This window comes from Subtercola boreus, from assembly GCF_003399635.1.
In the GTDB taxonomy this organism is placed as follows: domain Bacteria; phylum Actinomycetota; class Actinomycetes; order Actinomycetales; family Microbacteriaceae; genus Subtercola; species Subtercola boreus_B.
In genome coordinates this window covers 17,730-36,785 of sequence record NZ_NBXB01000018.1, presented here as the reverse complement: position 1 = coordinate 36,785, position 19,056 = coordinate 17,730, and the positions used below count along the sequence as shown (strand labels likewise).

The following is a 19,056-nucleotide window of genomic DNA, read 5'->3' as shown; positions in this document are numbered from 1 at the left end:
GCGCGCTCCTGTGCTGTGCAGTCATCCGCTCGCTCAGGCGTTCATGAAACGGTCGCGGAGCTTCGAGAACAGGCCCTGCTGGAACTGCCCGAGCGACGGCGCCGGGTACTTGTGCGCAGAGGCGAGCTGCTTCATGAGCTCCTTCTGCTTGTGGTCGAGCTTGGTCGGCGTGACCACCTGGATGCCGATCTTGAGATCCCCCCGACCACCGCCTCGGAGCTTCGTCACGCCGCGGGACTTGATCGTCAATACCTCTGAGCTCTGGATACCCGGCTTCACCTCGACCTCGACGTCGCCGTCGAGCGCCTTCAAGGTGGTCATCGTGCCGAGAACGGCATCCCACATCTGCACTTCGAGAGTGCAGAGCAGGTCGTCGCCGTTCCGGCTGAAGATGTCGTGGTGGCGTACCTTCACCTCGAGGTAGAGGTCTCCCTGCGGCCCGCCGGCCGGGCCCACCTCACCCTGGGACGGCATCTGCAGGCGAAGACCGGTGTCGACGCCAGCGGGAATGTCGACCGGGATGGTGCGACGGGCGCGGATGCGGCCCTGACCCTGGCAGGTGACGCAGGGGGCGGGGATGATTGTGCCGTAGCCGCGGCAGGTGCCGCAGGGCGACGACGTCATCACGTTGCCGAGGAGCGAACGCACCGTGCGGGAGATCTGGCCGCTGCCGTGGCAGATGTCGCAGGTCACCTCGTGGGTGCCCGGCTGGGCGCAGGAGCCCTCACACGTCTCGCAGAGGATCGCGGTGTCGACCTCCAGGTCGCGGTGCGTGCCGAAGATGACCTCGCTGAGGTCGACCTCCACGCGGAGCAGCGCATCCTGTCCGCGTTCGGCGCGCGAGCGGGGGCCGCGCTGGCCGCCCTGCTGGCCGCCGAAAAACGTCTCGAAAATGTCGCCGAAGCCGCCGAATCCCTGGGCCCCGCCACCACCGCCACCGCCCCCGAAGCCGGCCTGCGGCCCGCGATCGTAGCTCTGGCGCTGCCCGGGATCGCTCAGCACGTCATAGGCGTGGGTCACCGCCTTGAAGCGCTCCTCGGCATCCGGAGCCGAGTTCACGTCGGGGTGCAGCTCGCGCGCGAGCCTGCGGTAGGCCTTCTTGATCTCGTCGGGGGTAGCGGTGCGTTCGACACCGAGAACGTCGTAGTGGTCAGCCACGAAGGGCTTCTCCTTTGTTTGGTGAATGGAGGTGAAAAGTCGGGAGGGGCGGGCGTCAGTTCTCGCCCAGGCTCTTCGAGAGGTACCGGGCGACTGCCCGCACGGCCTGGATGTTCGTGGAGTAGTCCATGCGCGTCGGGCCGAGCACACCCAGCCGTGCAACCGCCGAACCGGCGCCGCTGTAGCCGCTCGCGAGCACCGAGGTCTCGGACAGGCCGAACGACGCGTTCTCCCGGCCGATCCGCACCGACATGCCGTGCTGGTCGGCCTGCATCTCGCTGAACAGGCGGAGGAGCACCACCTGCTCCTCGACCGCCTCGAGCACGGGGAGGATGCTGCCGGCGAAATCGCCCTCCGTGCGCACGAGATTCGCGGCCCCGGCGATGATGAGCTTCTCCTGCCGGTTCGCGGTGACCTGTTCGATGAGCGCCCTGCTCACAGCGGCAACGGCGGCCTGTCGCTCGGGCACGAACTGGTCGCTGAACTCGGCGAGCCGCGCGGCGGCGGCGTCGAGGCCGAGGCCGGACGCCGATGCGTTGGCTCTCGTTCGGAGTTCGGCGAGGAAGTCGTCGTCGACCTCTGTCGGAACCTCGACGATGCGCTGCTCGACGTGCCCGGTGTCGGTGATGACCACCGTCAGCAGCCGGAACGGCGTGAGGGCGACCACTTCGATGTGCCGCACCTTCGCGGTCGACAGCGACGGGTACTGCACCATCGCGACCTGTTGGGTGAGCTGCGAGAGCAGGCGCACGGTGCGGGCGAGCACATCGTCGAGGTCGACGGACGACCCGAGGAACGTCTCGATCGCCTGGCGTTGGGCGGTGGTCAGGGGCTTCAGATCCGACAGGTGGTCGACGAAGAGCCGGTACCCCTTGTCGGTCGGGATGCGCCCCGAGGAGGTGTGGGGCGCGGTGATCAGCTCCTCCTCCTCGAGGAGGGCCATGTCGTTGCGGATGGTCGCTGCGGAGACTCCGAAGGAGTGGCGGTCGACGATCGACTTCGATCCGACCGGTTCGCGCGACTCGACGTAGTCGTGCACGATGACGCGCAGAACCTCGAGGCTGCGTTCGGAGACCATGACGCCCACCTTCCTCGACCGGCTTAGCACTCCCGTGATCAGAGTGCCAATTATATATCGCCGGGAGGGGTGAGGCATCCCTGACCGCGACACGCTGAGCAAAAATCATTGCCCCACGTGGGCGGCTGACGCTATCTTGTGGTTATCCGTGTCCAGTTAGGAGATCCCGGTGTCCGATCCGATCGAATCCCCATCTGCCCCGCAGCCCGCAGCCCCGCTGTCTGCTGAAGACGACAAGCTCTGGGCTAGTCTCTCCCATTTCGGCAACATCATCCCCCTCGTGCCCGCGCTGGTCATCCATCTCGTCTTCAAGGACAGGGGCCGCCAGGTTCGGCAGGAGAGCACAGAAGCGCTCAACTGGACGATCAATGTCACGGCAGCGATCATCGTGCTGAACGTTCTGGCGACCATCCTCGGCTTCATCCCCTTCGTGGGCGGGATCCTCGGCCTCCTCGTCGGCCTCGTCATCTGGGCCGTCGTCATCGTCAACCTGGTCTTCGCCATCATCGGCGGGATGCGGGTGAACGGCGGCGGCAGCTACCGCTACCCCATCAACTACCGCTGGATCACGTAACACCCCCCTCCCCCCCTGACCGGACGTTCCCGAACGTTCCCCAACGAAAGGCTTCACCCATGTCGAGCGACTTCCCTCCCCAAGGCCCGCCCACTCCCCCGCCCGCATCTCCCGGCTACCCAGCTGTGGCACCGATGCGCCCGGAGGACCAGCGCCTCTGGTCGACACTCATCCACGTCGGCGGCATCATCTTCGGCTTCCTGCCAGCTCTGATCGGCTACCTGGTGCTGAAGGATCGCGGCGAATTCATCCGTGAGCACACCAAGACGGCTCTGAACTTCCAGCTGACCATCCTGATCGGATACATCGTGGGTTACATCCTGACGATCGTGCTGATCGGCGCCGTCATCGTGCTCGCGGTCTGGATCATCAGCATCGTGTTTGCGATCATCGCCGCGATCGCCGCCAACAAGGGTGAGGGCTACACCTACCCGAAGTGGTGCGCGATCCAGTTCATCAAGTAATCACAGCAGCTAGGTGAGCCGGCGCACCACAGCGTCGGCCAGGAGCCGCCCCCGCAGCGTCAGTTCGACAGAGCCGCGGAGGGCGGCTCTTCCGTCGATGAAGCCGTCGGCGATGAGGCTCGCGATCTGCTGGCGGGCATCCGGGGCGAGGCTCGCGATCGGCAGGCCGGACCGGATGCGCGCCAGAAGCAGCACGCGCTCGATCTCGCGCGACTCGGCGTCGGGCGTCTCCCGCCCGGCGGCGGGCGAGTGCCCGCCGAGGATGCGTTCGGCGTAGGCGGCGGGGTGCTTCACATTCCACCAGCGGGTGCCGCCGATGTGGCTGTGCGCGCCGGGGCCGATTCCCCACCAGTCGTGGCCCTGCCAGTAGGCGAGGTTGTGGCGGGAACGGAACTCGCTTGTGGGAGTGGCGGGGCCCGTGAGCGCGGCTGCGCCCGGTGCGGTGGCTGCGGCCGCCGACGTTTCGGGGGCGGAGCGCGCCCAGTTGCTCACCTCGTACCAGTCGTAGCCGGCTGAGGCGAGCCGGGCATCCGCCAGCTCGTACATGTCGGCCTCGAGGTCGTCGTCGGGCACGGGATACACGCCCGACCTGATCTGGCGGGCGAGCTTCGTGCCCTGCTCGACGATCAGGGCATAGGCGGAGAGATGGTCGGGCTCCATCGCCAGCGCCGAGTCGAGCGAGCGTTCCCAGTCGCCGAGCGACTCGCCGGGCGTGCCGTAGATGAGGTCGACGCTCACCTGCAGACCCGCGTCGCGCGCCCAGCGCACCACTTCGGGCACCCGCTCGGGGTCGTGGGTGCGGTCGAGGGTCTTGAGCACATGCGGCACGGCGGACTGCATGCCGAAGCTCACGCGGGTGAACCCGGCTTCGGCGAGTTCGGTGAGGTAGCGGGCGTCCACCGAGTCGGGGTTCGCCTCTGTCGTGACCTCGGCGCCCGGTGCCAGGCCCCAGGCGTCGTCGACCGAGCGCAACATCTGGATGAGCTGCGCGCTCGGCAGGAGGGTCGGCGTTCCACCGCCGAAGAAGACGGTCGAGACGGGCCGATCCGTCACACCCGAGTTCTTCAGCACCGTCGCGGCGAGACCGACCTCGAGAACGGCCTGGCCGGCGTAGTCGACCTGCTTCACCCCGCGCAGCTCGCTCGAGGTGTAGGTGTTGAAGTCGCAGTACCCGCATCGCACGCGGCAGAACGGTACGTGCAGGTACACCCCGAATGGATGCTCGTGGCTGAGTTCGACGACCGACGGCGGCAGCAGTCCGTCGAGCGGCGCGGGATCGCCGAGCGGAAGCGCGCTACCCACGGATGCCGGCCGTCATGCCGTGCGGGCCGGGAGCAGGGCGCGGAGGTACTGCCGGGTGGCCTTTCGTTGCTGCCACCGCACGAACGGGGTGCCCAGCCAGTAGTACCACGTGCTGGGGCGCGAGAAGCTGCGGATGACCAGCCAGACCGCGCCGTCGTCGTGCTGCTCCACCATGAAGCTCTCCTCGCCGATCTCCGGATGCCCGGGGAGCGTGCCGTACGCGAAACCGACCCGGTGGGCATCCGTCGTCACCGACACCACACGCACCGGTGCGGTGAACCTGACTCCGAACACGTGCACGACGAGTTCGGCGGTGACGCCCGGCGACACGTGCGGAGTGCCGTCTTCGGTGTAGACGTGACCCTCATCGGGCTGGCGTGGGGAGATCGGCAGGCCGCTCGAGTCGTAGACGAGCCCGACGTAGTCGGTGTCGCTCGAGACCGGCAGTTCGATGTTCTGGACCGTCATGCCGCTGCCGCGCTGGATGCCCCACGTGAGGATCGCCTCGGCCGCCGACTGGAACCGTTCGTCTCCCGAGCCGAGCCGCGCCCGCGCCTGGAAGGGCTTGAACCCCTTCGGCGGGTAGTACATCAGGTCGTCTGCCTGGCTCGCCCCGATGGCGGCATAGGTCAGCGCCTGCCCACTGTGGGTGGCTCTAGTGCGGCGTTCCTCAGTCGGCATGGCCGGCTCTACTTCTTGTCTTTCGTCTCGGTGTCACCGCTGAGGGCAGCGATGAACGCCTCCTGCGGAACCTCCACGCGGCCCACCATCTTCATGCGCTTCTTGCCCTCTTTCTGCTTCTCCAGCAGTTTTCGCTTCCGGGTGATGTCACCGCCATAGCACTTGGCGAGAACGTCTTTGCGGATCGCGCTGATCGACTCGCGCGCGATGATGCGGGCGCCGATGGCTGCCTGGATGGGCACGTCGAACTGCTGGCGCGGGATCAGCTTCTTCAGCCGTTCCGTCATCAGCACGCCGTAGGCGTACGCCTTGTCCCTGTGCACGATCGCGCTGAAGGCGTCGACCGCCTCACCCTGCAACAGGATGTCGACCTTCACGAGGTCGGCCTCCTGCTCACCGATGGGCTCGTAGTCGAGACTCGCGTAGCCCTGCGTGCGGCTCTTGAGGTGGTCGAAGAAGTCGAACACGATCTCGCCGAGGGGCATGTGGTAGTGCAGCTCGACCCGGTCGGTACCGACATACTCCATGCCGTCGAGGCTGCCGCGCCGACCCTGGCAGAGCTCCATGATCGTGCCGACGTAGTCCTTGGGCGCCAGGATCGACGCCTTCACCATGGGCTCGCTGACACTCTTGATCTTGCCGCCGGGGAACTCGCTCGGGTTCGTGACGGTCACCGTCTTCCTGTCGTCGGTGGTCACCTCGTAGATCACGCTCGGGGCAGTGGCGATGAGGTCGAGGTTGAACTCGCGTTCGAGGCGTTCGGTGATGATCTCGAGGTGCAGCAGCCCGAGGAATCCGCAACGGAAGCCGAAACCGAGCGCCACGGAGGTCTCCGGTTCGTACACGAGGGCAGCATCGCTGAGCTTCAGCTTGTCGAGCGCTTCGCGGAGGATCGGATAGTCGGAGCCGTCGATCGGGTAGAGCCCCGAGAACACCATCGGCTTCGGCTCGGAGTACCCCTTCAGCGCGACCGTCGCCGGGCGGAGGTGCGTGGTGACTGTGTCGCCCACCTTCGACAGCCGGACATCCTTCACACCGGTGATCAGGTAGCCGACCTCGCCGACGGCCAGGCCCTTGCTGGGCGTGGGCTCGGGAGAGCTCACACCGATCTCGAGCACCTCGTGGGTGGACTTGGTGCTCATCATCATGATCTTCTCGCGTGGCGTGAGCTTGCCGTCGATCATGCGCACGTACGTGATCACGCCGCGGTAGGCGTCGTAGACCGAGTCGAAGATCATCGCGCGGGGCGGCGCGTCGATGTCGCCCACCGGTGCCGGGATGCTCTGCACGACGAGGTCGAGCAGCTCCTCGACGCCCATTCCGGTCTTGCCGCTGACCCGCAGCACGTCTTCAGCCCTGCCACCGATGAGGCCGGCGAGTTCTTCGGCGTACTTGTCGGGGTCGGCGGCCGGGAGGTCGATCTTGTTGAGCACCGGAATGATCTTCAGGTCGTTGTCGAGGGCGAGGTAGAGATTGGCGAGGGTCTGCGCCTCGATGCCCTGTGCGGCATCCACCAGCAGGATCGCGCCCTCGCAGGCCGCCAGCGAACGGCTGACCTCGTAGGTGAAGTCGACGTGGCCGGGGGTGTCGATCATATTGAGCGCGTAGGTCTGGCCGTTCTGGGCCCAGGGCATGCGCACGGCCTGGCTCTTGATGGTGATGCCGCGCTCGCGCTCGATGTCCATGCGGTCGAGGTACTGGGCGCGCATGTCGCGATCGCTGACCACGCCGGTGATCTGCAGCATACGGTCGGCCAGGGTCGACTTGCCGTGGTCGATGTGCGCGATGATGCAGAAGTTGCGGATGAACGCGGGGTCGGTCGACGCCGGCTGGAGTTCCTGTACTGCTCTGGGGCTCACGCGTTCCTCATGGTTGTGACGGTTCTGCTGCGGGTGATGCTGGCGATGTGCTCACAGAAGTTTACGAGACAGAAGCGCCCGGCGGCTCCCGGCCTCCGATCCTGTGGAGAGCGGGCGGGAATCTCTGGCCTGTGGACGAGTTGAATCACGGCATGACGATCTTTCTGACCGGCGCGACCGGCTTTGTAGGTTCAGCAATCCTCCGCCAGCTCCTGGCCGACGGGCGGGACGTGACGGCGCTCGTCCGCTCGGGCGAGAAAGCGGCCGCCGTGAGCGAGCTCGGAGCGCACGCTGTGGTCGGCGACATCACCGACACACGGTTGCTCGAGGAGCAGGCGCGCCAGAGCGACGGGGTGATCCATGTCGCCTCCCCCGGCGACGAGACCAGCGCCGCCATCGACGACGCCCTCGTCACCGCCGTCTTCGCCGGTCTCGAGGGCAGCGACAAGCCGTACATGCACACCGGCGGCATCTGGGTTCTCGGCAACGGTGCCGAGTTGACCGAGTCCTCGCCACAGGATCCGCCGGCGATCACTGCCTGGCGCGGAGCCATCGAAAAGCGGGTACTGGACGCCGAAGGGGTGAAGACGACCCTGATCATGCCCGGAATCGTCTACGGCTACGGCCAGGGCATCCCGAACATGCTCGCGCAGGCGCCACGCACGACCGTCGTCTCCGGTGAGACCGGCGCGGCGGGCGAATCGTCGCTCAAGCTGATCGGCAGCGGGGACCAGCACTGGAGCACGGTGTTCGTCGACGATCTCGCCGCGCTCTACATCCTTGCGTTCGATCGCGCGGCGGCAGGGAGCGTCTACCTCGGTGTGGGCGGGGAGAACCCCACCGTGCGCCAGCTCGGCGAGGCGGCCGCGACCGCTGCCGGGCTCGAGGGCCGCGTCTCGCCGTCGACCGACGAGGAGACGTACGAGATGCTCGGCAAGCCTTTTGCCGAGGCGCTGCTGCTCGACCAGCAGGCCACGGGATCGGCCGCACGCCGCGACCTCGGTTGGGAGCCGAAGGGCCCATCGCTGCTCGACGAACTGCGCACCGGCTCCTACGCGGGCTGACCCGTCTCGGCCTGACCAATCGACCCACCGAAAACTGTCGGTAAACAGCTTCGATAGCGACAGTTTTCGGTGAGTCGATGTGGCGGGCGAGGGGGGGCGGAGCGGCTTCAGGCGCGAGGTGGGAGCGGCAGGCGACGGATGCCCGTCTCGATGTCGTGCGGGGAGGCGGCCACGCACAGGCGGATCCAGCCCTCGCCGTGGCGGCCGAACGCACTGCCCGGGGCGACGGCCACGCGCTGCTCGAGCAGGAACCGTTCCGCCCATTCGGCGACGTCGCCATTCGTCGCGTACGAGACATCCACCCACAGATAGAAGGCACCGGACGGCTCGAGATAGCGGATGCCGAGTTCATCGAGCAGGCGCGTCGCCACTCCGAGGTTCTCGCGGTAGTGGGCCGCCGCAGCGACGACGTGCTCCTGCGGGCCGGTGATGGCGGCGACCGCCGCACGCTGGGTGGGGGTGTTGATGCAGCTGATCATGGCCTCCTGCGCCGAACGCATCAGGGCGGCCATGCCGGGCGGGGTCACGAGGTACCCGATCCGTGCTCCGGTCAGGGCATACGTTTTCGAGAGCGAGAAGACGGAGAAGACCCGGTCGTCGGTGTCAAGCGAGGCGACGCTCGTGTGCAGGGCTCCGTATGTGAAGCACTCGTAGACCTCGTCGCTGAGGATCCAGAGGTCGTGCTTCTTCGCAAATGCCAGCAGACTCTGGATGACCGGCTTCGGAAAGATCGCACCGAGAGGGTTCGACGGGGAGTTGATGATGATCATCCGCGTGCGGTCGCTGACCAGGCGTTCGAGTTCGTCGAGGTCGGGGAGGAAGTCGTTGGAACGCTTCAGGGTGTAGGGCACCGGCACGGCGGAGATCATCCGTGCATTCATGGCGAACGTCGAGTAGCCGGGATCGGGGATGAGCACCTCCTCACCCGGACCGAGCGCCAGCGTCATTGCGAGGTAGAGGGCGTGCATGCCGCCGTTCGTCACCCAGACCTGCTCGGTGTCGACGCTGATGCCGTTCTGCGCACCGAGTTTGGCGACGATGGCCTCGCGGAGCTCGGGGATGCCGCCGTTCGGGGTGTAGTCGGTGTCATCGGCCTGCCAGGCACGCTCCGCCGCTTCGAGGATGTGCGGCGCGACCGCCACATCCGGTTCGCCGACCGCCAGGAACACGACATCGTCGAGCGACTGCGCAAGCTCGAAGATGCGCCGGATGCCGGAAGGCGGGACGGAGTCCATGTGGGCAGCAAGACTGGGCATGCCCACAACGCTAGTATGTTTGTCGTTCACGCTGGCTACTGGTAACGTTGACCCTTGGCTTCCGTAGCCGCGCCCGAGACGCTCCAATTCACCGCCGTTCCAATGCTGTGATTCGGTTATTCGTCTGCGCGGGCTGCGATTCATCACGTCGAACATTTACAGACCAACAGATACAGAGGGTAGTTCAGTGGCAAACATCAAGTCCCAGATCAAGCGCATCGGCACCAACGCCAAGGCCCACGAGCGCAACAAAGCCGTGAAGAGCGAGCTGAAGACGGCCATCCGCGCCGTCAAGTCGAGCGTTGCCGCCGGCGACAAGGAGAAGGCCGCCGCTGCGCTGACCCTGGCGAGCAAGAAGCTCGACAAGGCTGCCAGCAAGGGTGTCATCCACAAGAACCAGGCTGCGAACCGCAAGTCGTCGATCAGCAAGTCGGTCGCTGCGCTGAGCTAGTCTCGCTCCGCGCGCGCTTCTCGCGCGCCGCTGTACCAGCTTCGAAAGGCCCCGCCTCGGCGGGGCCTTTCTGCGCTTCGGGGAGGGGTAGCTGTCTGGTGCTTGCGTGTGGGTTCGGATCTGCCGCGCGGCGGAGGCTCGTCATCGGCCCGGTGCGCGGCAATTCAGGCATGGGGCGCCGCCGTCGACCACCCATCCACGGCGACGCCATATGCCTGAATTGTGCACGGAGCTGACGGCCGGCGAGTGGGGCGCGCGGGAGGTGGGTGCGCGCGGGCGGAGCGTGGCGGGCGGGGCGGGGCGTGGCGCATGGCCGGCGCGCGGCGGGCGTGGCGTGGCGCAGGGCCGGCGCGCGGCGGGCGGGGCGGGCGGCGCGCGGCGGGTGAACGGAGGGGGTCAGCGGGTGGAGGGGGTTCAGCGCTCGCCGCGGGAGGCGATGGTGGCGATCATCCGCTCGAGGGAGTAGACGGGGTCGCGGCTGCCGCCCTTGATGTTCTCGTCGGTCTCGGCCAGGATCTGGATGCTGCGGCCGAGGCCCTCGCCCGTCCAGCCCTGGAGGTCGCGCCGTGCCCGGTCGATCTGCCACGGGGCAAGGCCGAGCTGGCCCGCGAGCTGCCCACCGCCGCCCCGGGAGCCGAGCACCTTGGCCATCGTGCGGAGCTTCATCGCGAAGGCGGCCACCATCGGAACCGGGTCGGCACCCGTGGCGAGGGCGTGCCTCAGGAGCGTCAGCGCCTCGCCGTAGTGACCAGCGATCGCGCTGTCTGCCACCGCGAAGGCGTTCGTCTCCACCCGCCCGGAATAGTACTTGTCGACGGTGACCTCCGTGATCTCGTCGCTGGTGTCGGCGATGAGCTGGCCGCAGGCGCTCGACAGTTCGGCGAGGTCGTCGGTGAAGGCGGAGACCAACGCGCGCACGGCGCTCGGCGTGACCCGTCGGCCAGCGGCCTTGAACTCGGCCACCGCGAAGTCGTAGCGCTCCGAGTCCTTCTTCAGTATTGCGCAGACCACCTCGACGACGTCGCCCGTACTCGCGCGAACGGCGTCGAGCAGGCGTTTGCCCCGCACACCGCCGCCGTGCCGGAGCACCACGGTCGTGTCGTCGGCCGGATACCCAAGGTACTCGACCGTCTCCGCGATGAACGCGTCGGTGCACTTCTCGACGGCGGACACCCTGATCATCCGGGGTTCCCCGAACAGCGACGGACTCGCCATGGTGAGGAGCTCGCCGGGCGCGTAGCCGGAGGCGTCGATGTCGACGATCTCGAGGCTCGGGTCTTCGGCCTTCAGCAGATCGCGCAACTGCCGGATCGCGCGCTCCGCGAGGAATGTCTCTGTGCCCGAGACGAGCACGACCGAGGCCGGCCGGATCTGCTCCCAGGAGAGTTGCGGGATGACCGGGGCGGGTGCCTTCGATGACCCCTTGGTGGCCCCTCCGCCACCCGAACCGCCACGAGCCGAACCCGACCGTGACCCTCTCACAGCAGCCACAACACCCTCACTTCTTTCTGGCTTCAACCCTAGCCTGACCCTCCGACCACACGATGATCCCCTCCGGGCACGGCGCCAGCACGATCATCCCCAAAAGGTCGGTGCGATACGCCGCCGTGCCGGCACGGGCGAGAATCCCGAGCAGGCGGTCGGTCGGATGCCCGTACCTGTTGCCTGCTCCGACGGACACCAGACCGACCTCCGCCCGGAGCGCCTGATAGAGCGACTCGCTCTGGTCGGCGCTGCCGTGATGTGCGACCTTGACGACGTCTTCGTCGGGAAGCGCATCGCCCGGCAGCCCCGTGAGGGCGCTGGTATGCGCGAGCAGCCGCTGCGAATCCTCCCCGAGATCGCCCAGGAAAATCGAGTCGATCTCCCCGGAGAACTGCACGGTGACGCTCGCGTCGTTGCCACGGAGGAGCGTGTCCACCTGCGGCCACAACACCTTCCAGCCGATGTCGCCGAGCATCCCGGAGTCACCGCGACGCGCCTGGCGCACATCGGCTCCGCCCGCCGTGAGGGTGGCTGCCATCCTTTCGTCGCCGGCATCTGCGGCGGGCCCCATCAGCACCGTGGACACACGCCCGATCACCGCGCTGAGCCCGCCGACATGGTCGAGGTCGTAGTGAGTCAGAACGAGCAGATCCAGCTCGGTGATGTCGAGTTCGTTGAGACAGACCGTAAGGAGAGCAGGGTCGGGGCCGACGTCCACCAGGGCGAACCGGTCGGGCTGCCCCGGCTGCTCGCTCCGGATGACGACCGCGTCACCCTGCCCAATGTCGCAGGCGGCGATCTGCCAGTCCGGTGGCCAGCTGTTCGCCGGGAGGAGGGTGCTGGACAGCGTCGAGCCGAGGTAGCCGGCCACGGTGAGAAGAAGAACAGCGCCCGCGAAGAAGCGCACGGCGTGACGCCGGTCTCGGGTCGCATACCCGCGGAGCCCGCCACGCGGACCACGCTGACCACGCTGACCACGCTGATCATGACGGTCACGTCGATCACGACGGTCACGTCGATCACGACGGCCGGGGTCAGCGTCGCCTGGCCTGCCGAGCGCGGAGCGCGCGCTCCCTGGCCGTACCAGCAGCAGGATGAGTGCTGCAGCACTGGTCACCAGCACGAGCAGAATCCCGGCAGCACCCGGCGGCCAGGGCAGGCTGCTGCCGGGTGCCGTGGCGAAGAACCGTGCGACGCCCGCGATCCACGATGCTGGAACCCACGTGAGCCAAGCGCCGACCGGGGCGACGGACGGGACCACCGCAGCCACGATGCACGAGATCAGCCCGAGAACCGTCGCGACCGGCGCGGCGGGTTCTGCGAGCAGGTTGGCGGCGACGCTGTATGTGGAGATCGTCGGCGAGAGGAGGATGAGAACAGGCTGACAGGCCAGCTGCGCCGCCAGAGGGACGGCGATGACGAGTGACAGGCTGGCGGGCATCCACTTCGACAGTCGGGCGCTGAGCGGCCTCGCCAGTACGAGTAGACCCGCGGTGGCGAGCACGGACAGCGCAAGGCCGTAGTTGCGGGCGAGCCAGGGATCGCAGGCGAGCAGGATGATCGTTGCCAGGCCTAGCGCCGGCAGACCTTTCGGAGGCCGCCCCGACGCAAGCGTGATGAGCACGATGGTCGCCATCACCGCGGCGCGGAGCACACTCGACGACGGCGTGACGAGCACGACGAAGGCCGTCATGACAGCGAGCGAGAGCACGATCCGGCCACGCCGCGACAACCCGGCCACCCCTCCGAGGAGCATGATGGCCGCGACGACGATGGCGCAATTCGCTCCCGAGACCGCGGTGAGGTGGCTGAGACCGCTGGCGGTCATCTGGGCGTCGAGATCGTCGCTGACAAGGCTGACGTCGCCGATGGCGAGACCCGGAACGAGTTCTCCGCCGTCGCCGGGCAGCCCGGCGGCACTCTGACGGAACGAGCCGCGGAGACCGTTCGCCCAGCCGAGGTACCACGGCGCAGGCTCGGCGAGCAGCGGTACTCTGTCGGTATAGAACAGGGCGACGACGCTCCCGCCGGGATCCGTCGGCTTCAGGGTTCCCGATGTCTCGAGTTGCTCGCCGATCTCGGGTGCGGGTGAGTCGGATGCATTCTGCACGAAGACCAGAACGGGCATCTGCGCCTGGAGCGCGGTGGTTCCGGAGCGAACGGCCGAGGCTGTCGCGTTGAACCGGAACGAGGACCCGGTCGCGGGGTCTCGGCCAGCGCTCGATACCAAGGCCCGGCCGAACGGGGATGGGGTGACCGTGGTGGCGACCGGCGCTGAGGTGACTGTCAACCGCACCCGGACGGTGTGCGCGAACAGCGGCGCGAGGGAGACGGGTTCCCGTGCCGGAAGCTGTGCGGCGAGGCAAGCCGCGACGAGCCCGCCAGCCGCGCAACAGAGGGCGATCAGTGTGATCGCTCCCGCCGCCCGGCGCAGCGCGCTGTAGAACGCCTGCCGGGCATGGAGGGCGCGGGCGGCGCGAAGCGCATGCCCGGCGCGAAGGGCGCGGCCGGCCCGAAGCGCGCGGCCTCTCCGACGTCCGGCGCACCGTCGACGAGGCGGTTCGCGCGAGACCAGCAGCACCAGGATGACCAGCAGAGCGGCTGCCCCGAAGAGCCCGGCTGCGCACCACCCGGCGAGGTCGGGAAGCAGAGGCCGCGGCACCCCGATGAGCAGGCCTCCCACCAGCCAGCAGCACGCAGAAGGAATGACGAGGCGGAGGTCGGCGACACCATGCACGGGCCGCTTCATACCGTCACCAGGGGCGCCAGGACCTCGAACGTCTTGTCGCCGATGCCCGACACGTTCTTCAGGTCGTCGACCTGAGTGAACCGCCCGTTCTCGGTTCGCCAGGCGATGATGCGCTGGGCCATGGCCGGCCCGACGTGCGGAAGGGTCTCGAGCGTCGCCTGGTCGGCGGTGTTCACGTTGACGAGCGCGACGGGAGCACCCCCGGCACCGGCGGCCGCCCCTGTTCCCGGTCCGGTTACCGCCCCACCGCCCCCGGCCGGGCGAGGCGGTGAACAAGCCCCCTGCTCGGGCACGACCAGCTGCTCCCCGTCGGCCAGGACGCGGGCCAGGTTCTGCTGGCCCTGGTCGGCCGTCGCCGTGAACCCGCCGGCGGCGGAGACCGCGTCGATCACCCGGTCGCCGGGATGGAGTTCGAAGAGCCCCGGATGCGCGACAGCACCGAGCACATGTACAAGGATCGGCGCGGCCGCGCGGCCCGTTGACGCCGGGTTCGCAGCGGAACCCGGCGACCCGGTGGCAGCGCTCGACGAGCCGTCAGCGGACCCACCCGAGCCCGAGGCACCCGTGCCCGGAGCTCCGGAGCCCGCACTGCCCGCACCGGCGGAACCGTCGGCACCGCTGGCTCCGCTGGCACCGGCCGCAGCGGAGACACCCCCCGTCGGCAGCGCGACAACATCGACCCGGCCGCGCCCCGCCATCATGGATACGACCACCGCACACACAAGAGTCGCGATCACCAGCACGATGGCGGCGCCCACACCGATCCGCAACCGGGACTTCCCGGCAGGCTCCTCCTCGCGAGGCGGCTCCTCGATCTCCCACGGCAGCGGCCGCAGCCGCGGCTCAGCCTCGGCAGGTGCCTCACGGCCAGACCTCTCCGCAAGGCTCGACCAAACCGAAGCAGACTCCCCGGAGCGCGCGCCCGACAGAGACCGCCTCTCCCCCGCAGCCCGCCCGGAGCGCTCGCGAGGCAGAGTCCGCCCGGCCCCCACGGGCCGCTCAAACTCCTCGGTGACACCAGGCACATCGCGCATGCACCGACCGTACGAAACAGAAAGGGCCAAGCATCCGCCCGGCCCCGAATCTGTGGAGAACTTCTACGAACGCGCCTTTGTGGCAATGTTGACGATCTTCGGTGCGCGCACGATCACGTTCACGATCTCGCGATCCCCGAGGAAGCGCACGACCGCCTCAGACGACCGCGCCAGCTTCTCGAGTTCATCGCCCGAGATCTTCGGCGAGACCTCGAGACGCGCCCGTACCTTGCCGTCGACCTGCACGACGGCCGTCACCGACTCCTCTGTGAGGAGCGCCGGGTCGGCGCCGCGCCAGCCGTACGCCGAGATCGAGGGTGGGTAGCCGAGGCGTTCCCACATGTCCTCAGCGGTGTACGGCGCGAACAGCGACAAGCCGAGCGCGATCGTCTCGACCGCCTCGCGAACCGCGGGGTCGCCGCCGCCGGGTCCGCTGTCGATCGCTTTGCGGGCCGCGTTCGTGAGCTCCATGATCCGCGCGACGACGACGTTGAACTTGAACGCCTCCACCAGGCCGGGGGCCTCGGCCAGGAACCGGTGCGTGATGCGGCGGAGCGAGACATCGCCGTCCCGCCAGTTCACCGACGGCAGCGACGTGACGTCACCCGACAGCCGCCATGCGCGGGCCAGGAACTTCGCCGAGCCCGCGGGCGAGACATCCGCCCAGTCGATGTCGTCTTCGGGTGGGCCCGCGAACGCCATCGTGAGGCGCACCGCGTCGACACCGTGTTCGTCGAGCTGGTCGCTGAGGCGAACGATGTTGCCCTTCGACTTCGACATCGCCGAGCCCTCCATCAGCACCATGCCCTGGTTCAGCAGCGCGCTGAACGGCTCGGTGAAGGAGACGTAGCCGAGGTCGAACAGCACCTTCGTGATGAAGCGCGCATAGAGCAGGTGCAGGATCGCGTGCGTCACGCCGCCGACGTACTGGTCGACGGGCGCCCACTTGTCGACCTCGCGCGGGTCGAACGCCTTCGTGTCATCGTTCGGGGAGAGGAAGCGCAGAAAGTACCACGAACTGTCGACGAAGGTGTCCATGGTGTCAGCGTCGCGAAGAGCCGGCGAACCGTCACGCGGGTCGGGCACGTTCACCCAGTCCGTTGCGGCACCGAGGGGCGAGGTGCCCTTCGGCTGCAGGTTCAGGCCCTCTGTCGGCGGCAGCAGTACGGGCAGCTGGTCTTCGGGCACGGGGATCTCTGCGCCGTCGGCTCCGTGGATGATCGGAATCGGCGTTCCCCAGTAGCGCTGGCGTGAGATCAGCCAGTCCCTGAGCCGGTAGTTCTTGGCGGCACGACCCGATCCGGCGGCCTCCAGTTGCTCGATGACCCGCGCGATCGCCTTGTTCTTGCTCAGCCCGTCGAGCGCGCCCGAGTTGATCAGGCGCCCGTCGCCGGTCAGCGCCTTGCCGGTGGATGCAGGGTCGAGCGGCGGCAGGTCATCCGGCAGCTCGCCGTCGATGAGGATCGGGATGGCCCCCGTGACCGGCTGGTTCGTATCGAGCACGACGCGAACGGGCAGGGAGAACGCCCGGGCGAAGTCGAGGTCGCGCTGGTCGTGCGCCGGAACCGCCATGACTGTGCCGGTTCCGTAGTCGGCGAGCACGTAGTCGGCCGCCCAGACGGGAAGACGTTCACCGCTGACCGGGTTGACCGCGTACCGCTCCATGAAGACGCCGGTCTTCGGCCGGTCGGTGGCCTGGCGTTCGAGCTCCGTGCTCTTCTGCACCTCGGTCAGGTACTCCGTGAAGTGTGTGCGCGCGGCATCCGACACCGACGGATCGGCGATCAGCTCGGCGGCGAGCTCGGACTCGGGCGCGATGACCATGAAGGTCGCGCCGTGGAGCGTGTCGGGGCGCGTCGTGAAGACCGTCACCGGCGCGTCGCGGCCCTCGATGGCGAAGTCGACATCGGTGCCGATGGAGCGGCCGATCCAGTTGCGCTGCATGGCGATGACTTTCGCCGGCCACGTGCCCTCGAGCTGCTTCAGGTCGTCGAGCAGGCGGTCCGCATAGTCGGTGATCTTGAAGTACCACTGGGTGAGCTTCTTCTTCACAACGACGGCGCCCGAGCGTTCGGATGTTCCGTCGGGCAGAACCTGCTCGTTCGCCAGCACGGTCTGGTCTACCGGGTCCCAATTGACCCAGCTCGACTTGCGGTACGCCAGGCCCTTCTCATAGAGCTTCAGGAACAGCCACTGGTTCCACTTATAATACTCGGGGTCGCTGGTGTGCAGCTCCCGGCTCCAGTCGAACGAGCCGGCGTACCGGCGGAAGCTGGCCTTCTGCTGGTCGATGTTCGCGTACGTCCACTCGCGCGGGTCGATCTGGCGCTTGATCGCGGCGTTCTCGGCGGGCAGGCCGAATGAGTCCCAGCCGATCGGGTGCAACACGTTGAAACCCTGGTGGCGCCAGTAACGCGAGATCACGTCGCCAAGTGCGTAGGCCTCAGCGTGCCCCATGTGCAGGTCGCCAGAGGGGTACGGGAACATGTCGAGGATGTATTTGCGCGGGCGCTTGTCGTTCGTCAGATCGGTGCGGAACGGCTCCGACTCGTCCCAGACCGGCAGCCACTTGTTCTGGAGGGCCTCGAAGTCGTAGCGGGCGGAATCGGGTGCTGCGTCGGTGTTCGTTGCGGTGTTCGCGGCGGGAGTTGCGTCGGTGTTGGTGGTGCCTGTTGCGTCGTCTTCGGCGCCGCGCGCAGCGGAATCGCGTTCGATAGTCACGTGAGTCTCAATCGTCGGGGAACGACCGCACAGTGCGGCCTTGCGGAGGCGGTTCGGGTGCCCGCGTCTCCAACAGTCAATTGTACTGAACCTGTCTGCGGCTCGCTGTTGCTACGGTGAACTGATCATGACTACGTCTGCTGCTGCTGCCGCCGGTTCGGGCGGCTCTCGTCGCTTCGTGTTCCGTGACGGATCGCTGGTCGCTGCCGCTGGGCTGATGGATGCCCGACGGCACCTCGAGGTCGCTGACTCGTGGCTGGTCGACTCCGGGCGGGCACGGGCCATCGATCTGCACCGGGCCCGGTTCTTCGCCTCGGCGGCGGTAGCCGGATTCGGGAACGAGACGCTGCTCGCGGCGTTCTGGGAGGCGGCGCTCGGCGCGATTCCGCCGGTGCACCGGTGGTTCCCGCGGGTGGAACTGAGCCGGGTCGGCGACGGTGCGGCGGGTGGCGCGGGCGACGGTCTAGCGGGTGGCGGTGCGGCGGGTGGCGGTGCGGCGGGTGGCGGTGCGGCGGGTGGCGGTGCGGCATCCGCTGGCGGGGGCGGCGCGGCGGGTGGCGAGGGTGCGGCATCCGCTGGCGCAGGCGGTGCCGCCGGCTCCGGATCGGGTTCGGGCGCGGCACGGTGGCGGCTGTCGCTGTTGATGCGGCTCGCTCCGCCGCTCGCGGCCTCCGCCGTGCTGCGGACACACGACGGGCCCGAGCCGCGGAGCATCCCGAGCCGGAAGGGCCCCGACCTCGACGCCCTCACCGCCCTTCGCGACGCGGCGCGTGCCGACGGCATCGACGACCTGGTGCTGCTCGGCCCCGACGGGGAGATCATCGACGGAACAACGACGGCGCTGCTGTGGTGGCGGGGCGACACTCTCTACGCGCCGCCCGCCGACCTCGTGCGCGTGGACAGTGTCACCGCGAAATCGGTGCGCGTGCTCGCCGCGGCTCTCGGCGTGACCGTCTCGGAGGAGCGTGCCACACCCGCCGACCTGGCCGGCACGGAGGTGTGGGCCGTGAACGCGCTGCATGGGATCCGCGTGGTGACCGCGTGGCACGGCGGGCCTTCCGTCGCGGCCTCGCCCGGGCGCGCGGCCCTCTGGCAGCGGCGGCTCGGGGCGCTGGCGCGCCCCCTCGCGGACTGACCCACTGCGGAGCAGTCGAATCGACACAGTTCTAGAGATCCTCCG

The 19,056-nt window shown here is 68.2% G+C and carries 15 protein-coding genes; 5 read left to right on the top strand and 10 right to left on the bottom strand.

What is annotated here, in order from left to right:
• Window positions 1-33: 33 nt before the first annotated feature.
• Together dnaJ and hrcA are read right to left on the bottom strand one after the other, a co-directional pair.
• A complete protein-coding gene (gene dnaJ, locus B7R22_RS06070; RefSeq protein ID WP_116410888.1) occupies window positions 34-1,158 on the bottom strand; it encodes a molecular chaperone DnaJ in 1,125 nt (374 codons plus the stop codon).
• A gap of 55 nt (window positions 1,159-1,213) precedes the next feature.
• Window positions 1,214-2,236: a heat-inducible transcriptional repressor HrcA gene (hrcA, locus tag B7R22_RS06065; RefSeq protein ID WP_116410887.1), complete on the bottom strand. Its 1,023-nt coding sequence runs from the start codon at window positions 2,234-2,236 to the stop codon at window positions 1,214-1,216.
• Window positions 2,237-2,405: 169 nt separating this feature from the next.
• Here hrcA and B7R22_RS06060 point away from each other — a divergent pair, with 169 nt between their 5' ends.
• Window positions 2,406-2,810: a DUF4870 domain-containing protein gene (locus tag B7R22_RS06060; protein WP_253258909.1), complete on the top strand. Its 405-nt coding sequence runs from the start codon at window positions 2,406-2,408 to the stop codon at window positions 2,808-2,810.
• A gap of 59 nt (window positions 2,811-2,869) precedes the next feature.
• Window positions 2,870-3,274, top strand: a complete 405-nt coding sequence (locus B7R22_RS06055) for a DUF4870 domain-containing protein (RefSeq protein WP_367379179.1) — start codon at window positions 2,870-2,872, stop codon at window positions 3,272-3,274.
• 9 nt (window positions 3,275-3,283) lie between these two features.
• On the opposite strand, the gene B7R22_RS06050 is transcribed toward B7R22_RS06055, so the two are convergent.
• Genes B7R22_RS06050 through lepA form a run of 3 tightly spaced genes read right to left on the bottom strand, consistent with a single transcriptional unit; the run spans window position 3,284 to window position 7,116 of the window.
• Entirely contained in the window at window positions 3,284-4,576 is a 1,293-nt protein-coding gene (locus B7R22_RS06050; protein WP_116410886.1) for a coproporphyrinogen-III oxidase family protein, read from the bottom strand.
• 12 nt (window positions 4,577-4,588) lie between these two features.
• Window positions 4,589-5,257 (bottom strand): DUF1990 family protein, encoded by a 669-nt coding sequence (locus tag B7R22_RS06045; protein WP_116410885.1) that lies wholly within the window; start codon window positions 5,255-5,257, stop codon window positions 4,589-4,591.
• Window positions 5,258-5,265: 8 nt separating this feature from the next.
• Window positions 5,266-7,116 (bottom strand): translation elongation factor 4, encoded by a 1,851-nt coding sequence (gene lepA / locus B7R22_RS06040; protein ID WP_116410884.1) that lies wholly within the window; start codon window positions 7,114-7,116, stop codon window positions 5,266-5,268.
• A gap of 152 nt (window positions 7,117-7,268) precedes the next feature.
• Between lepA and B7R22_RS06035 the strand changes: the two genes are divergently transcribed.
• On the top strand, window positions 7,269-8,180 hold the full coding sequence (locus B7R22_RS06035; RefSeq protein ID WP_116410883.1) for an NAD-dependent epimerase/dehydratase family protein: 912 nt from the start codon (window positions 7,269-7,271) through the stop codon (window positions 8,178-8,180).
• A 107-nt stretch (window positions 8,181-8,287) separates the two neighbouring features.
• Here B7R22_RS06035 and B7R22_RS06030 read toward each other — a convergent pair whose 3' ends face one another.
• On the bottom strand, window positions 8,288-9,436 hold the full coding sequence (locus B7R22_RS06030; RefSeq protein ID WP_116410882.1) for a pyridoxal phosphate-dependent aminotransferase: 1,149 nt from the start codon (window positions 9,434-9,436) through the stop codon (window positions 8,288-8,290).
• A 187-nt stretch (window positions 9,437-9,623) separates the two neighbouring features.
• Here B7R22_RS06030 and rpsT point away from each other — a divergent pair, with 187 nt between their 5' ends.
• On the top strand, window positions 9,624-9,887 hold the full coding sequence (gene rpsT, locus B7R22_RS06025; RefSeq protein ID WP_116410881.1) for a 30S ribosomal protein S20: 264 nt from the start codon (window positions 9,624-9,626) through the stop codon (window positions 9,885-9,887).
• Between the two features lie 414 nt (window positions 9,888-10,301).
• Here rpsT and holA read toward each other — a convergent pair whose 3' ends face one another.
• From holA to leuS, 4 genes are all read right to left on the bottom strand, one after another.
• Window positions 10,302-11,282, bottom strand: a complete 981-nt coding sequence (holA, locus tag B7R22_RS06020; RefSeq protein WP_116410933.1) for a DNA polymerase III subunit delta — start codon at window positions 11,280-11,282, stop codon at window positions 10,302-10,304.
• Window positions 11,283-11,385: 103 nt separating this feature from the next.
• Entirely contained in the window at window positions 11,386-14,121 is a 2,736-nt protein-coding gene (locus B7R22_RS06015) for a ComEC/Rec2 family competence protein (RefSeq protein WP_116410880.1), read from the bottom strand.
• Complete coding sequence (locus B7R22_RS06010; RefSeq protein WP_253258908.1) at window positions 14,118-15,155, bottom strand: helix-hairpin-helix domain-containing protein; 1,038 nt, start codon at window positions 15,153-15,155, stop codon at window positions 14,118-14,120. Before B7R22_RS06010 ends, B7R22_RS06015 begins: the two co-directional genes overlap by 4 nt.
• A gap of 63 nt (window positions 15,156-15,218) precedes the next feature.
• Window positions 15,219-17,720, bottom strand: coding sequence for a leucine--tRNA ligase (gene leuS, locus B7R22_RS06005; RefSeq protein ID WP_437184137.1), 2,502 nt, complete (start codon window positions 17,718-17,720; stop codon window positions 15,219-15,221).
• 283 nt (window positions 17,721-18,003) lie between these two features.
• Here leuS and B7R22_RS19140 point away from each other — a divergent pair, with 283 nt between their 5' ends.
• Window positions 18,004-19,011, top strand: a complete 1,008-nt coding sequence (locus tag B7R22_RS19140; RefSeq protein WP_172582240.1) for an aminotransferase class IV — start codon at window positions 18,004-18,006, stop codon at window positions 19,009-19,011.
• Window positions 19,012-19,056 lie beyond the last annotated feature (45 nt).

Excerpts from the sequence above, each read along its gene's own strand:
- hrcA (WP_116410887.1), bottom strand. The coding sequence starts at position 2,236 with ATGGTCTCCGAACGCAGCCTCGAGGTTCTGCGCGTCATCGTGCACGAC.
- B7R22_RS06055 (WP_367379179.1), top strand. The coding sequence starts at position 2,870 with ATGTCGAGCGACTTCCCTCCCCAAGGCCCGCCCACTCCCCCGCCCGCA.
- B7R22_RS06045 (WP_116410885.1), bottom strand. The coding sequence starts at position 5,257 with ATGCCGACTGAGGAACGCCGCACTAGAGCCACCCACAGTGGGCAGGCG.
- B7R22_RS06035 (WP_116410883.1), top strand. The coding sequence starts at position 7,269 with ATGACGATCTTTCTGACCGGCGCGACCGGCTTTGTAGGTTCAGCAATC.
- B7R22_RS06030 (WP_116410882.1), bottom strand. The coding sequence starts at position 9,436 with ATGCCCAGTCTTGCTGCCCACATGGACTCCGTCCCGCCTTCCGGCATC.
- B7R22_RS06015 (WP_116410880.1), bottom strand. The coding sequence starts at position 14,121 with ATGAAGCGGCCCGTGCATGGTGTCGCCGACCTCCGCCTCGTCATTCCT.
- B7R22_RS06010 (WP_253258908.1), bottom strand. The coding sequence starts at position 15,155 with ATGCGCGATGTGCCTGGTGTCACCGAGGAGTTTGAGCGGCCCGTGGGG.
- B7R22_RS19140 (WP_172582240.1), top strand. The coding sequence starts at position 18,004 with ATGACTACGTCTGCTGCTGCTGCCGCCGGTTCGGGCGGCTCTCGTCGC.